The 15489-nt window shown below is 46.4% G+C and carries 11 protein-coding genes; 4 read left to right on the top strand and 7 right to left on the bottom strand.

The window, feature by feature from the left end; all coding sequences use genetic code 11:
* Nucleotides 1-157: 157 nt before the first annotated feature.
* Nucleotides 158-634, top strand: coding sequence for an Lrp/AsnC family transcriptional regulator (locus GCE9029_RS14400; protein ID WP_062664100.1), 477 nt, complete (start codon nt 158-160; stop codon nt 632-634).
* 47 nt (nt 635-681) lie between these two features.
* Here GCE9029_RS14400 and GCE9029_RS14395 read toward each other — a convergent pair whose 3' ends face one another.
* The 4 genes from GCE9029_RS14395 to GCE9029_RS14380 form a co-directional block, all read right to left on the bottom strand.
* On the bottom strand, nt 682-1131 hold the full coding sequence (locus GCE9029_RS14395; protein ID WP_062664098.1) for a DUF302 domain-containing protein: 450 nt from the start codon (nt 1129-1131) through the stop codon (nt 682-684).
* A 258-nt stretch (nt 1132-1389) separates the two neighbouring features.
* Entirely contained in the window at nt 1390-4695 is a 3306-nt protein-coding gene (locus GCE9029_RS14390) for a glycosyl hydrolase (RefSeq protein WP_062664096.1), read from the bottom strand.
* A gap of 216 nt (nt 4696-4911) precedes the next feature.
* Nucleotides 4912-5724 carry an alpha/beta fold hydrolase gene (locus GCE9029_RS14385; RefSeq protein WP_062664094.1) on the bottom strand — a complete coding sequence of 271 codons (813 nt, stop codon included), beginning with the start codon at nt 5722-5724 and terminating at the stop codon, nt 4912-4914.
* A 147-nt stretch (nt 5725-5871) separates the two neighbouring features.
* Nucleotides 5872-7197: a DEAD/DEAH box helicase gene (locus GCE9029_RS14380; RefSeq protein WP_062664093.1), complete on the bottom strand. Its 1326-nt coding sequence runs from the start codon at nt 7195-7197 to the stop codon at nt 5872-5874.
* A 218-nt stretch (nt 7198-7415) separates the two neighbouring features.
* On the opposite strand from GCE9029_RS14380, the gene GCE9029_RS14375 reads away from it, so the two are divergent.
* The 3 genes from GCE9029_RS14375 to nhaA all read left to right on the top strand — a co-directional run bounded on the left by GCE9029_RS14375 (nt 7416) and on the right by nhaA (nt 9844).
* Nucleotides 7416-7937, top strand: a complete 522-nt coding sequence (locus GCE9029_RS14375; RefSeq protein ID WP_062664091.1) for an NUDIX hydrolase — start codon at nt 7416-7418, stop codon at nt 7935-7937.
* An 84-nt stretch (nt 7938-8021) separates the two neighbouring features.
* Nucleotides 8022-8498 (top strand): PaaI family thioesterase, encoded by a 477-nt coding sequence (locus GCE9029_RS14370; RefSeq protein ID WP_062664089.1) that lies wholly within the window; start codon nt 8022-8024, stop codon nt 8496-8498.
* Between the two features lie 143 nt (nt 8499-8641).
* Nucleotides 8642-9844, top strand: coding sequence for a Na+/H+ antiporter NhaA (gene nhaA / locus GCE9029_RS14365; protein ID WP_062664087.1), 1203 nt, complete (start codon nt 8642-8644; stop codon nt 9842-9844).
* A 405-nt stretch (nt 9845-10249) separates the two neighbouring features.
* Here the strand turns inward: nhaA and GCE9029_RS14360 are convergent, their stop codons facing one another.
* Genes GCE9029_RS14360 through GCE9029_RS14350 form a run of 3 tightly spaced genes read right to left on the bottom strand, consistent with a single transcriptional unit; the run spans nt 10250 to nt 15454 of the window.
* Entirely contained in the window at nt 10250-13318 is a 3069-nt protein-coding gene (locus GCE9029_RS14360; RefSeq protein WP_062664085.1) for an efflux RND transporter permease subunit, read from the bottom strand.
* Nucleotides 13318-14415, bottom strand: a complete 1098-nt coding sequence (locus tag GCE9029_RS14355; protein ID WP_062664083.1) for an efflux RND transporter periplasmic adaptor subunit — start codon at nt 14413-14415, stop codon at nt 13318-13320. Before GCE9029_RS14355 ends, GCE9029_RS14360 begins: the two co-directional genes overlap by 1 nt.
* Before the next feature lies 1 nt (nt 14416).
* Complete coding sequence (locus GCE9029_RS14350) at nt 14417-15454, bottom strand: efflux RND transporter periplasmic adaptor subunit (RefSeq protein ID WP_062664081.1); 1038 nt, start codon at nt 15452-15454, stop codon at nt 14417-14419.
* Between the last annotated feature and the right edge of the window lie 35 nt (nt 15455-15489).

Below are 15489 nucleotides of genomic sequence, written 5' to 3'. Positions count from 1 at the left end.
ATCCTTCAAAGAAAACGAGAAGCAACCGCTTTGCCCTCTATCTGAAAATCGTAACAACAAGAATTTGAAATGTGCTTTCTAATTGAAGGTCTATATTCCAATCAACACTAATTTTTAGCGATTTTTATGAATTTATAATTCATTGACAGAGAGTTTTATGAAAGATATTTCCAGCGACATGCTCGATCGCATTGACTTAAAAATCCTGCGAATGCTGCAAGAGAACGGACGCTTTACTAACGCTGAAATCGCCCAACAGGTCAATGTTAGCGCTGCCACCTGCCATCGCCGCACGCAGCGACTGTTTGATGAAGGCTATATCAAAGATGTCAGAGCGATGGTGGACCCAAAACGTTTGGGCTTTGGAACATTGGTGATTGTTGGGATAGTACTGGACCGCTCTACGCCAGAGGCTATTGCTGAATTTGAACACGCAGTGGAAGGCATAGAAGCGATCCTAGACTGCGACTTGGTTGCCGGTGATTTCGATTATTTGCTAAGGATCCGCGTGAAGGATATGGAAGACTATCACCATCTACTTGCCAAGAATCTCATTGCACTACCTGGCGTCAGGCAGGCAAGGACTTTCTTCGTTGTGAGGGAAGTTAAAACCAATGCGAGGTTAAAGATATAGGTTAAACACAGGCGGGATGCAGGCACCCCGACTGCTTGAGCCTTGGGTTATTTCGTCGCGGTTTTGCTGATTGCACCAAGTACTTTAGACACTTTCTCCAGCACCTTTTCACAACCTTCCATGTTATGGCGCTCTTTCAAATACATTGGATCGTTGTAGGTTAGCCAAACATTGTTTTCCGCGTCTTGGCTTATCAGCATTTTTTGTGGCAAATCAATTGCCACGCTTTGCGCACATTGCATCAGAGGAGTGCCAACCTTTGGATTACCAAAGATGATCACTTCTGTAGGGCGTAGTTCCAAACCCACTTTCTCGGCGTTAGCAGCATGATTAATGCGTGCAAACTGGGTGAGTCCTTTTTCCTTCAAAAAACCTTCAATATTATCCGCCGTTTGAGCAACAGAATGCGCACTTTGTATTTTTATCAATCCGTTATCAGCATGTACTGAAAATGCCACCATCATTGAAGCCACCGCAGCCACTGCGTATTTTTTCATTGTCGTTTTCCTTTCTCTGTTTCTGTTCTAAGTTTTCCGTTCGTACACAGATATGAAAACTCGCTTAAAAATTACAACCGGCTTTCTGTTTTGTAGGCCCTGCCACAAATAAAAAAACTCAACGAGGTCTCCCCCGTTGAGCGCGTATCAATCGTATCGCTAATAACCAGTGGCAGTGGTCAACGACACATTGGTAAATACCCAAACATCCTGAAGGTGCTTGGATATGATAATTCTGCTAACTACTTAATCGCGTCTTTACTTCACCAAGGTGCCAAAACTGTTTGCTTGTACGTTCAGCGTTGTTCCATCACTGAATCGCACGGTCTTGGCTACATCATCATAGTTGTAGACAAGATATGTCATTGTATTACCGTTCTTAAAGGCAACAGCCGCTGGGTAATCTGCTGTCAATTCGCCCGTTCCGGTTTCTAGTTGTCCCAACGCCTGCCAGTTGTATATCCAATGGTAGGTATGGGCTTTTGATTCCCCCTCTTCCGGAATGTAGTTGGAGCCTACGGTTTCATAATCTGCGATAGATGCGTCAGCATCTGTCATCGCCCAAAGGTTCCACCAAATATCTCGCCAGTGGCCATCCAGCAAACCAGAAGGTTTACGGTTTGAAGATTCTGTCAAACCCAACTCGACATAATCTTTCATGTAGTCAGCATGTAATCCAATATGAAATACCAGCGGATTTAGAGGTAATCCTTGAATTCCTAAAATATGTGCGTATGCCGGACTAAACCAAGTGGAGAATGAAGCACCGCGCCCCCAAATAATGGAAGTGGTGATATAGTTGTAGTTATCCGGGAAGTTATCATAGCTGTCGCCTAGATCTGGGTAAGACGGCGAGGCATTTCGGTAACCATCAAGGTTGTTCCAATATTCCCAATACGTCGCGGCTGACGAAGCGTGTAGATAGATGCCTTTGTCTACCAGCTCTTGGTCACCTTTAATCAACCCATAAAGGATGATGGCACCGTAAGAGTTTGCGGCTTCCGACGTTGACTCATTGTTGTTACCCAATGCAAAGTTCGCTTGCCCGGACGCCCATGAGAAACCATTGGCTGGGTCGAAGTTGCGCAAATAAGGGAACATGTCATCGCCTTTACTCGCTGCGTAGTCGCGGATAAGAAGGTCAACCATCGGTCCGTATTTATCCTCGCCACACCATGATTTGTCTGTACGGCATATTTCAGCTGCCGCTCGGACAAAATAACCATAATGAAAATGGTGGTCGTTGAGCTCTGTATGAGCAAAAAAGGACTCTTCTACACCCAGCAAAGTTGTCCAATTTTCGTCGTAGACGAAATACTTTTTCGTATCAAGATCGCCGGTCGTATCTGCTTTAAACCAATCCTCCAACTCACCCTTCAACCAAGCGGTTAAGCTGGCGGCTTCTGATGTCATACCGATATCTCGGGCGATGGCAATAATTTCCGCAGCTTTACCATAACTCTTACCAGACCAGTAGGTATCTGTGTAAGGGTTCCATGCCGATTTACCACCACTCATATATTCATTGACTAAAGACCGTAAAGTGTTTAGGTCAAGATCAGAAACGTTCGGTAAATAGGGCAACACACCTACAAACGGCAGTGTGTAACTAAAGCCATTAGTTTGAGCGAACTTTGTAATACCACGAGTACTTCGCACGCTGTATTGAGTTGGCATTTCATTACTGTTTTTCCAATGCAGAGGCTGCATACCTGCAAGGGTCTCGATTGGACTGCCACTGGCATCAAGATAAGTGTGTGAAACTGTCACTTCATTGCTTGTGTGATTCACTGAGTAACTAATTTCTACGTCCTTGACCACTTGGCGAGCAAGACTTTCAAAATAAGATGATTCAGCACTGCTCGGTATGCCCGTTGAAGGTAACAAAGCCACTGTCAATTCTTTTGATGCGTTGCTAACTGTAATGAGATTACCGGAGGTGTTACTGAAAGTGGTATTACCCTCTCCAACAATCAAGAAGCTGTTTCTGCTTTCAGAAACATCAGTCCAAACACCCAGTGATTGTTCACTCTGGAAGAATACGCCTTTTTCAGAGCCATCTGGTGCGTGGGTTTTAATTAGAAAGTCGCCATCATAAGATTTGAAATACACATAAGGGGAACCATGGACAAAAGTGGCCTCCATGACTGGCGTTGAACCTGACCACCACTCAGCAGACATAGCACCGTCACTATGACTCTTCAGATAAGCCTGCATGTTCGAATGTTTACTGTTAGCGATTGCAATGCCATCATGTACCTCAGCAAGTGGATCTGCGATTTTGGATTCAAAGACCTTATCATCTACCCTAAGAGCATTTGGAATACCCATAATACGAACACCTCGCTCTGACAGGCGCGCCGCAATTGGGTCTGGTGTAATGTGTCCGGGATCTGATGAATCGCCAATTCTCATCTCTCCCAAGAAAGAGACGGAGCCCCACCATTTGTGTGTAGGAATTGGTTTTGACTTTAAGTCAGGGACAACTTGGGGAGAAAGATGTTTCAGTGAGCTCAAATCGTTACAAAACGCGACATTTGGATCAACTACGCCTGCATTCTTGACTTTGTTGTTAATACATATGTATCCGTTTGGATTAAAGGTGTTAGCGATGTTTCCTGCACCATACTGAGTGACAAGTACTTCTCTTGGTGCTCCCTCAAGATATACATCGGCAATTTCAATAGAGCCATCACCAGCAAACATCAAACCGATCCAAGTCAGGTCGTCAAACCCAGGGAATGGCACTTCCATTTCATGCCAATCGTTATCCAAAGCGACCGCAGTACCAAGCGAGTAAACCACTTTTGACTCAGTGTGATTTACACCCTGAATAGACACTTCAACCTGTGTTGCAAAGTTTGATTTATATTTAAATTTCAATAGATTAAAATTTGATGCATCAACTGAGTTAACGTCCTCATTTCCCCATGCAGCCACTGCAAATGGTCCCCAGTTGTAACCACTTGTCACCTTCACGCTTCGACTATAGACGCTATCTGGTGGATTTAGTTCGATCGTCGCGTGCGATTCCCAAGGACTAGCTTTGTGTTCAAATTCGAATGACGCATCAAACTCAGAATGGAATACATAACCAATAGCATTGCCTTGAGATTCGTTTCCACTCCCTTCAGAGCCACCAGAACCATTTCCTTCACCAGCGCCTGTTTCTGTGCCACCTGCCTCGGTGTTGTCAGTGCTATTACCGCTATTTCCTGGTTCCGTCACTGTCTGGGTTGATGCCATGCTGACATCCAACGTTTGGGCAACACTCCCTATCGTCGCTGTTAACTGAGAGGTTTCGAAGCCACTTTTTTGAACAGACACACTGTAAGTGCCGCTGGCGAGTGAGAACTCTGCAACACCAGAAGCATTCGTTTGAGCGCTTTTGCTATCGACACTCACTGTCGCATCGCTCAATGGAGCACGGGAGTTGTCTGTGACATTCACAGTCAGGGTATAAAGTTGCGTGCCGGAGTCGGTATCTCCTCCACCTCCGCCCCCACAGGCAGCAAGAACTAGAGTTGCTAACGTCACAAACAGCAAACGGCAGTACTTCTTCAAACCCAAACTCCTTATGGTGTATGCACTAATAATTCAAAGAAAGCGCTTTCTTTTGGTGCAGTATAAGGATTCACATTTCCTTAACAATGAGGGTTTGCCGTTGAATCAAACGATCGTTCGATCTGTCTCACTACCTAAACAGATCCGATGAGTTTTGATAGAAAAGCATCATAAAAAAAGCCGCAAACTGCGGCTTTATCATTGCTTTAATCAGGGTTAAAGCTGGCTTGAAAGAAATTTGCTCAATGCTTCGGTAACAAATACGTCTTGCTCAAGATTGCTAATGTGGCCAGCCTTTGGAATGACGGTGTATTCGCTGCCATCAATCGCATCATGCATCAACATAGATTCAAGCGGCGGACGCGGTTTGTCTTCGGCACCGACCATGATAAGTGTCGGCAAAGTCAGTTTTTCGATATCGTCAAAGGTATCTCTGCGGTCAAAGACCATACGGCCTACCCTAACAACGTTTCTCGCCTCTTCATCTTTCAGATTTGCTAGCTTTTCCCTGAAATCGGCGACCAATTTTGGATTGGCCGTTTCCGCATCATTGGCGAAAAACAAAGGCGTAATCGCATCAATCATTGGTGGCGGAATGAAGCCCATTTGCTCAATGGTATCGAACATACCGAAGTATTTAGCTTTCGCTACTTCAGGCTCATAACCAATGAATGTGTCCATCAATACCAATGCACTTACACGTGCTGGTACTTTTAGCGCTAACTCAGCGCCCCACATACCGCCAACAGATAGACCCACTATCGCAAACTGCTCAATATCCAACTTGTCCATCAATACCAAAATGTCATCAGCATAGTGAATCAGCGAAGTGGTACTTTCCGGCGCTGCATCCGACTGACCATGAGCCCAAAGATCAGGAACAATACAACGATAATTTTGGCTTAACGCATCAATCTGTGGGCGCCACATTTCGCTGTCCCACAAATAACTGTGGCCAAACAGTACAACTGGACCTTCACCAACATCCAAGTACGACATATTTTTGCCGTTTATCTGAATCGAATTCATTTAATTTCCCTGTATTTATACTGTTACTTAACTATCCAAACATCCCGTTAAAACAGAATCCGTGACATCTGGATATACGAAATTTAATAGACCGAGAATATAGAAAAAAAGCGCCAATGAAAGGCGCTTTTTTGAAGCAGAATCTGATTATTCTTCCGCAGGTTTTTTCTTCTTAACAGCAAATACTTGTTCACCAACAGCCACACCTTGATAGAAGCTCTTGTTGCGCTTCTTAGGTGACGCCGCTTTCTTCTCTGAAGGCTTATTGGTTTTCTTCTTGTGCTGTGGCTTCTTGCTAAAGGTTTTCTTTTTCTTCGGTGCCAGGCCTTTGAACTTGCCTTCCAGACCTTCGAAAGTCACGAAGCTCATGCGCTTGTCAAGGAAACCTTCAATGCTCTTGAAGCTGTTCCAGTCTTTAGGACCTACGAAAGAAATCGCAATGCCTTTGTTACCTGCTCGACCGGTACGGCCGATACGGTGAACATATTCTTCAGCATGTTTTGGCATGTCAAAGTTCACGACGTGAGATACGTTTGAAATATCCAAACCACGGGAAGCGACATCAGTGGTCACCATTACTTTATGAAGACCGCGCTCGAATTCATTCATGATACGATTACGCGCACTTTGGCTCAGATCACCGCTCAGAGCAACGGCTTTAATACCACGGTCAGCGAACACTTTAGCCAAACGATCTGTATCCGCTCGGGTCGCGGTGAAGATCATCATCTGCTGGTATTGCTCTTCTTCCATGACTCTGTCAAGCAAAGCTTGTTTGTGGTCAAGATGGTCACAAAGGAAAAGACGTTGTTCGATGTCTTTGTGCTCTTCATTCACAAAGCCAATTGCAACGCGCTTTGGCTCTTTGAGCATGTCAGCAGCAATCTCGTTAACTTGCTGGTGATCCAGAGTTGCAGAGAACATCAGCGTTTGGCGGCGGCGATGGTTGGCCGCGTTATTCATCGCTTCGAGTTGCGGAGCAAAACCCAGGTCTAACATACGGTCTGCTTCATCCAGAATGAGCAATTCCAGACCTTCAAGCGTCAAATGACGGTGCTCCAAGTGGTCTGCAAGGCGGCCCGGTGTAGCAACGATGAACGCAGGATCTTTGCGGAATTCTTTCGCCTGGTCATTAAAGTTTTCGCCGCCCAGGATCAACATGCACTTGTATTGGGTGCCAGCCAGAAGCTTACGCAGTTCGCCGTAAACCTGTTTTGCCAATTCACGGGTTGGTGCAAGAACGACAACACGTGGGCCAGAACGGCTAAATGCTTTGCTGCGCATAACGCGTTGCAGTGCAGGCAGGAGAAAAGCCAGGGTTTTACCTGATCCGGTTTTAGACGACGCCAGCAGATCTTTGCCTGCGCAAACGACAGGAATGGCAGAAGCCTGCACATCAGTCGGGGTGCTAAATCCCCATAGTTCCATCGTTTTAAGTAGGCGTTTATCTAAACCCAGGTCTTCAAATTGCAAGGTAATACTCCAGAATTATCATCTATACAGAGAGTTACTGAGCCCACTTGGCTTTCTCAACTCCCACAAAATTGGCGCGGATTCTACCATACTTCTGTAAATTGCCGCAGTTTTTATTGTGGTGGATCACATTTTTAAGCTGCCTAATCAACCAATCGTCTGCCTTTCACGGTATTGCAGTTAGCGTAGTCGACAGCACTTCAATGGAATTTTCACCTATGAACCAACCGAAACAACTCTTTGCCTGGAAAAGATTCTCTCTTGAAGAGAGCGAACACACGCTGCCAAATGGTCTTGTTACCAATCACATAACCCTTGAGCATCCAGGTGCCGTGCTAATCCTGCCTGTTGCCAATGACGGCAAACTGGTCATGATTCATCAGTATCGCCCTTCAATACGTCGCTGGATCTATGAATTTCCTGCTGGCACTCTCGAATCTTCGGAATCCCCACAATATTGCGCCCAACGAGAACTAGCCGAAGAAGCTCAGCTAAAAGCCGAAGAGTGGCATGCTATAGGCGAATCCTTGCCCGCCCCTGGCTTTTGCAATGAAACCCAGTACCTGTTCGTTGCCAAGCAGTTGTCTGATTGTGAGGCGCAGATGGATGAAGATGAAGTCATTGAGGTAGTGCATTTTTCAGTCGATGAAGTGAAACGACTCATCGCTGAAAATGAAATTCAGGACAGCAAAACCATCGTTGCGTTTTGCCGTGCACAATTACTGGGACTGATCACATAGAGCACTCATTAACAGTGGCTTAACATTGACATCCGACCAGTTGAAAATTAGGGTGATTGCATCTTTCCTCTTCAAGGACGAAGCATGAAACAGACTCTCGCCCACGCCAACCGCATGCTTAAGCTGTTTGGCTTCTTCAAAGTTCCTCTGATTTGGTACTGCCGGCCCAAAATCTTGGTATTGAACGAAGAGCAAGTTCAAATCCGTATTCCGCTCAAGCGAAAAACCAAGAATCATCTCAACAGCATGTATTTCGGCACACTTGCGGTGGGTGCTGACGTCGCCGGTGGCTTCATGGCGATGAGCAAAGCAGAATCTCGTGGAAAGAAAATTTCACTGGCTTTCAAAGCTGTGACGGGGGAATTTCTGAAACGCCCGGAAGCAGATGTGATTTTCACCTGCAATGATGGCCAATTAATCGACGACATGCTGGATCAAACCTTGGAGACCGGCGAGCGCGTCAACCAACCCGTTCGCATCACCGCAACATGTCCTTCATTGCATGGTGACGAACCCATGGCAATCTTTGATCTAACACTTTCTGTAAAAGCAGTTGGGTAATCAAATAAGCAATCTTTTGCATTAAAGGTCGATCTGTCTAGCTTCCATCACAATTTTCCTACGTTTCCCAAGGGCAGTTTTTGCCCTTTTCTCTTTTTACTCATTAGACTTAAGTAGTATTAAAAGATATCGGGAGAAGCGTTTTGAATAAAAAGCTAGTCGATTTTTTTCAGCTCGATACAGCGCCCGGTATCATCCTGATTGCCTCCGCATTTTTGGCGTTAATCATCGCAAACTCACCCCTCGCTCCTTTCTACCTCGCACTTCTTGATACACCGATACATTTCAAAGTGGGATCGTTGGATATCGAAAAGAATCTTCTGCTTTGGATTAATGATGGCCTGATGGCCATTTTTTTCCTTTTAATCGGTTTGGAAGTGAAACGGGAACTGATTCAAGGTGCACTCAGAACCCGGTCCCGAGCTATGTTTCCCGTGGCGGCAGCCATAGGAGGTATGATTGTACCTATTTTATTTTTTGCCGTTTTTAACTACGAAGATTCACAAGCCATGCAAGGTTGGGCAATTCCAGCCGCAACGGACATCGCATTTACGCTCGGTGTATTGGCATTATTCGGAAAGCAATCTCCTGTCAGTTTGAAGGTATTCCTCTTAGCACTGGCGGTAATCGATGACTTGGGGGCGGTGATTATTATTGCCCTTTTCTTTAGTAGCGATTTGTCTGTTATTGCCCTATCCATTGCCGTGCTTGCCAGCGCAACCCTCTTTTACATGAATGCAAAAGGCGTCGCCCGCTTAACAGGATATTTGCTGGTCGGTGCAGTGTTATGGGTAGCGGTGTTGAAATCAGGCGTTCACGCTACAGTTGCCGGTGTCATACTGGGTTTTGCTATTCCACTTCGTATTAAGCACCATCGCGTCCGCAGCCCTCTCCGTTATCTTGAACACGGTATACATCCTTGGAGTAGTTATTTGATACTACCAGCCTTCGCTTTTGCTAATTCGGGTGTTCCGCTGGATAACTTTAGCCTTGGTCTTTTGCTAGAACCCTTACCGCTGGGTATTACCCTTGGCTTATTGCTCGGCAAACCCATCGGTATCTCGTTGGCCTGCTTTATCTCGATTAGGATAGGTATTGCCAGCCTGCCCAAAGGGCTTCATTTTGCCCACATCATGGCGGCTTCGATTCTTTGCGGTATCGGCTTTACGATGTCCATATTCATCACTACTCTGGCGTTCCCGGGGACAGACAATCATGCGCTGGTTGATTTGTCACGTATTGCCATATTTATCGGCTCGTTTCTGGCCTCTGTATTGGGCTACATGGCGCTCAAGCAAACCTTCGAGCGGATTCCTCGTCACTCCACAGAAGCAGAGCAGACTTAGCCCTGACACATCATTGATATATCAATCAGTTAAACCCCGCCAGAAGATCATTTGGCGGGCTTTTTCTGTTCTACATAATCATGAGATGCACTTAGTAAAAGGTTGAAATTCTGCAACCCAGAATTATCCATTTCGTCATTGAAACAGATGAGGTATTGACTTTCCCAGAGGCCGCTTTTAGTAAGGTTTTGGAAGAGAAATCTACCGACTTATCAACTGTTTTTGTGGATAAAAATTCCGTTATCCACAAGCGAAATATAACCGTAACACATTGTTTTTATATAATTATTTATATGACAAGTAATTACAAACAAATGAAATAAATTTTTTCTGTGTGATTTTTAGCACTATTTTCAAATGAAAAATGCCTGCGTTACGCAGGCATTTTTTCGGTAAAATTCAGGGTTAAGCAGGATGATATTTTATCTTGTAGAAGATCCGGTACAGCACCGGCACCACAATCAAGGTCAACACCGTTGCAAACCCCAAACCGAACATGATGGTAACAGCCATCGGTTTGAAGAAAACATCAGGCAACAGAGGCAGCATGCCAAGTACCGTAGTGATTGCCGCCATACACACTGGACGAACACGGCTCACCGCGGCATCAACAATCGCATTGTAATGGTCTTTCCCGCTCTCCATTTCAATATTGATTTGGTCAATCAAGACGATACCGTTTTTGATCAACATGCCGGATAGACTCAAGAAACCCAGCAATGCCATAAAGCCGAATGGCGTATCCAGCAATAACAAACCTGTGGTAACACCAATGACCGCCAACGGCACTGTCAGCCAGACAATCAACGAATCTTTCACCGAGTTAAACAGCACCACAGTGACCAAGAACATGAACAGGTAACCCATTGGCATAGTGGTGAACAGACTTTCCTGCGCTTCGCCGGAAGATTCATATTCACCGCCCCACTCGATGTAATAACCTTTTGGCAGTTCAATGGCTTCAACCAGAGGCTGAATACGTTTTTGCAGTGTCGCCGCTGTCACCTCATCCTGAAGCGGATCTGGATCTGCCAATACCGTCAGAGTACGTTTACGGTTTTCACGCATGATGAGTGGATCTTCCCAAATCAGGTCATACCCCAAAATCACTTGCTGCAACGGAATGTAATCTTTCAGCACTGGGCTCCAAATCTTCATTCCTTCAATGGTCTTCACATCAACGCGCTCTTGCTCTGGCAAACGTGTCACGATCGGCATCAATGTCGTGCCATCACGATAAACGCCGACATTCAGACCCGAGAACGTCATCATCAGCAGTTCATCAACGTCTCTTTTGGTAATGCCGTAGCGACGCGCCTGACTTTCGTTGAATTGTGGCTCGAGAATCTTGGTCCGTTCACGCCAGTCATGACGCACATTTACTGCATCCGGATCTGCATTCAGGATGTCAGTAACCTGAGCCGCAATCGTACGAAGAATCGTTGGATCCGCACCTACAATACGGGCTTCAATTTTCGACCCGGATGATGGCCCCAACTCAATACGCTTCAGCTTGTATTGGATATTCGGGAAGTCCGCATCAATATGCTCCCGAATCGACGCCATGGTTGGCACCACTGATTCGTAATCTTTCACTCGAATAATCACTTCACCATAAGCCGAGTAACTTTTCTCCGGCGCATAGGTCAACATAAAACGTTGAACACCCTTACCAGAACTGGTGTTTACATATTCGACATTGGGTTGTTCAAGAATCCATGACTCCAACTCAATCAGTGTTTCTTCTGTCGCGCGGATATCGGTTCCTTCCGGCATCCAAACATCGACCATAAACATTGGCGTGGTAGAAGATGGGAAGAAAGACTGCTTCAACAGAGTGAAGCCATATAGCGCTGCCACCAGGGCTCCCACCAGAATGATCATGGTTAGGTAAGCGCGCTTCATGCAGATATCCAAGAACTTTTTGTAAACCACAAACAACATTCCGTTGTAGGGGTCTTCCACGGCTTTACCGTCTTCCACGTTCTCTTCTTTAAAGAACAAGCTGGCAAAAAATGGCGTCAAAGTAATTGCGGTAAACCAACTCAGCATCAATGAGATCAACAGCACAGTGAACAAGGTGCCACAGTACTCACCAGTAGAGTCATCTGACAAACCAATTGGCGCGAACGCTGTTACTGCAATCACTGTCGCGCCCAATAGCGGCCACTTTGTTTGTGTGACGATATCAGACGCCGCCTCTATCCTCGTTCGCCCTTTTTTCAAGCCTATGAGTATCCCTTCCACCACCACTATGGCGTTGTCGACCAACATACCTAGAGCGATAACCAAAGCACCAAGAGAGATACGCTGAAGGTCGATAGCGAAGTACTTCATGAAAATGAACGTACCGAGCACGGTAAGCAGCAGAATCAAACCAATCAGCAGACCTGAGCGCAAACCCATGAAGAAAAGAAGGACGATGATAACAATCGCCACAGCCTGGCCCAACGACACCACAAAGCCCTTAACTGATGTATCGACTTCCACTGGCTGCGCGTAAACCACCCCTATATCTATGCCGATGGGTTGGTTCTCTTTTAATTCGGCCAATCGTCGTTCCAGACGTTCGCCCACTTCCACAACGTTAACGCCGTCGGCAAACGACACGCCAAGGTGCAGTGCCTGTTGACCGTTGTACATTAAGACATTGGTGGGTACTTCCTGATAACCGCGCTTAATGTCCGCCACGTCTTTCAGGTAGATAAGTTCCTGGGAACCCGCTTCATTGAGGATAAGGTTACCGAGTTCTTCAACACTTTCGAACTCACCCGTGGGGTGAATGCGAAGGTATTCGTCCCCGTGACGCAAAGCGCCAGCACTGGAGACGATGTTCTGCGTCGCCAGCAAACTATCAAGGGTATCGGGTGAAATACCCAGATTTGAAAGCCTTCTCATCGACATCTCAATGAACACTTGCTCTTGCTGGGTACCTGTTACCTGAACCTTGCCGACGCCATCCACCAGTTCCAAATCCCGGCGAAGAAAATCGACATAGTCAGAGAGTTCCTTGTAGGAATATCCCTCCCCTGTAATGGCGAGCAATACGCCAAATACATCACCGAAATCATCAATGACCTGAGGGTCACCAACGCCAGGTGGCAGGCTGCTTCTAACGTCATTGACCTTACGGCGCAATTCATCCCATATCTGTGGTAAGTCGTCCGGACCGTAGTTATTCTTCATGGTCACGGTGATCTGCGATAAACCACGGCTAGAAATCGACGTTACTTCGTCGACATACACCAATTGTTGAACGGCTTTCTCGAGCGGGTAAGTCACTTCCTCTTCTACCTGCTGAGGCGTCGCTCCCGGGTAGCTGGTAATGACAAGAGCATCTTTCAGTGTAAAAGCGGGATCTTCCAGTCGTCCAAGACCAAAAAATGAAGTGGTGCCGCCAATAAGGAATATCAGCGTCAGCATCCAACTGATGATCTTGTTGTTGATAAAGTAGCTGGCTACGGTCTGTTTCATCAGTTGATTTCCTTATTCGCAACGATATTGACTGACTGTCCGGCACGAAGGCGGTTCACACCTTCAGAGACAACTTTGTCTCCCCGTTTTAAGCCATTGGTGACCAAGACGCCTGTCGGCGTTAGTTCACCCACTTTCACTTTGCGTTTTTCAACTGTGTTATCAGCACCAACGACCCACACAAACTTGTTGGAAGGATCGAGCGCATCACCATCTTCGTTGAAGACCGTTTCCATCGGGATTTCAACCTGGCTCGCCCTATCGTTGTATAGACCAAGCTCTTCAACCACCACTTCAACTGTCATGCCATCCAAAATGAACTTGTCTTCCGGCATTGGCATGGTCAGTGTCACCATGAAAGAGCCTGTTTCAGGATCCGGCTGTGCCGTAAATTCTTTCACTGAAGCACGGTACTCTTTGCCATCTTCTGTTCTGACATGGGGACGAATGGTCGCGTTGTTTTCCTCACGGGTTTTACCACCATGTTTGGAGAACAGCACATCCGGCACCTGAATGCGGATATCAACCTGGGTAGCATCATGAATATTCAAAATACTCTGCCCGATACCCACGTTTTCGAATTGCTGAACCGGAACACGGCTGATAACGCCGTCAACAGGAGCTTTGAGCTCGGTGTAAGAAAGCTTAAGTCTTGCCAATTCGAGTTCAGCTTTAGCAATCGCTCGCTGTGCGCCTATTTCGTCAAACTGGGATTTCGCCAGCAAGCCTTTGTCTACCAACGGCTTTGAGCGTCGATATTGGCTATCCACCACATCGAATCTCGCTTTGGCATTGTCGACCTGCAGTTTGTAGTCTGTCGGATCCAAGGTCGCCAGTACGGTATCTTTTTTAACGATATCCCCTGCTTTTACGTTGATCTTATTGATCTCGCCAGCGACAAGAAATGAAAGTTCAGCTCTGTCTGCTGCAGCGGCAATAGCTGGGAAATGCAGCTCACTTCCCAGAGAGTCGTCACCAATTTCCACCACATCAACATTCAGGAGTGCTTTTTCTTTGGACTGCGGCGCTTTGCCACACCCCGAGAGAGACAACGCCAACGCAGTCATTGCCACGGTAAGGCCGATTGGATTTTTCATATTACAGTCCTCGCTCCTTAACCCACGGGAACACCACCATGCCCTCTTCAAGACTGGATAGACCGTTCACCACAATGACATCACCATTATTTAACCCGGCTTCGAGTTTGTTATCTTCACCCAATTCAACCAGAACGCGCGAAACCTCTCCATTGTCCGCAACACGCCAGACATGGGTGCCTGCATCACTGGCTTCTACAGCCGTTTCTGGCAATTTGTTGTGGCTGGACGCTGGGATAGAAGTAAAGACTTGTGCCGCCATACCCGGCAAAACATTCACATTCTCAGGCCGAGGCAAAGAAACTGTTATGCGATAAGAGGCAGATGTCGCATCTGCTTCGGTATCGACTTCCTTGAAGTCAGCCTCAAACTCCTGATTTGGGTAAGCGTCAAAACGAATACGGGGCTTGGAATGAGTAGAATCATTTTCTTGGTCAAAGAAGCTAATCAGTCTTTCCGGCAGTTGGAAGCTCACATTAATCACATCCTTAGTTTGGATATGCATGACTGGCTCCATGGCATTGGCAAACTCGTTCCTCTCTTTCATTCGCAGAGAAATCGTACCGGTGTAAGGCGCTTTGAGGGTGGTGTAATTAAAGTTTGATTGCGCCAAATCTAATCCGGCCTGAGCTTCATTGAGACTGGATTTTGCTTTATCAAAATCCTGCGCGGAGATGACGTTGGTTTTCTTCAATTTGACTGCACGGTCATATTGCACCTTGGCGAGTTGGTAACTTGCCTTGGCCTTCTGCAACAGAAGGCTATATTCGTCTTTATCCAACTCAGCAAGAACATCGCCTGTAGCCACATCCTGTCCCGCTACGACAGGAATATCGACAATCTCCCCCGCAACACGGAACGCGAGTACGGCTTCATCATCGGCTTCTACAGTACCTGGGAACTCACGAACAACATCACTATCACCAATGGCGACAGTCATAAGTTTCGCGGGGCGAGCTTCAGGTTCGGGGATTGGGGGCTCTTCACTACAACCAGTTAAGTAAAGGGAGACCAACGCCATTGATAGCGTTTTCTTCATGGTCGCGCTCCTTGCTTTGTGTCGCCAAAGGAATC

The organism is Grimontia celer (assembly GCF_900055185.1).
Classification (GTDB): Bacteria; Pseudomonadota; Gammaproteobacteria; order Enterobacterales; family Vibrionaceae; genus Enterovibrio; species Enterovibrio celer.
The sequence above is the reverse complement of the archived record's forward strand: the minus strand, read 5'-3'. Positions and strand labels throughout refer to the sequence as shown.

Coding starts and splice junctions, on each gene's coding strand:
- GCE9029_RS14400 (WP_062664100.1), top strand. CDS start 158: ATGAAAGATATTTCCAGCGACATGCTCGATCGCATTGACTTAAAAATC.
- GCE9029_RS14395 (WP_062664098.1), bottom strand. CDS start 1,131: ATGAAAAAATACGCAGTGGCTGCGGTGGCTTCAATGATGGTGGCATTT.
- GCE9029_RS14385 (WP_062664094.1), bottom strand. CDS start 5,724: ATGAATTCGATTCAGATAAACGGCAAAAATATGTCGTACTTGGATGTT.
- GCE9029_RS14375 (WP_062664091.1), top strand. CDS start 7,416: ATGAACCAACCGAAACAACTCTTTGCCTGGAAAAGATTCTCTCTTGAA.
- GCE9029_RS14370 (WP_062664089.1), top strand. CDS start 8,022: ATGAAACAGACTCTCGCCCACGCCAACCGCATGCTTAAGCTGTTTGGC.
- GCE9029_RS14360 (WP_062664085.1), bottom strand. CDS start 13,318: ATGAAACAGACCGTAGCCAGCTACTTTATCAACAACAAGATCATCAGT.
- GCE9029_RS14355 (WP_062664083.1), bottom strand. CDS start 14,415: ATGAAAAATCCAATCGGCCTTACCGTGGCAATGACTGCGTTGGCGTTG.
- GCE9029_RS14350 (WP_062664081.1), bottom strand. CDS start 15,454: ATGAAGAAAACGCTATCAATGGCGTTGGTCTCCCTTTACTTAACTGGT.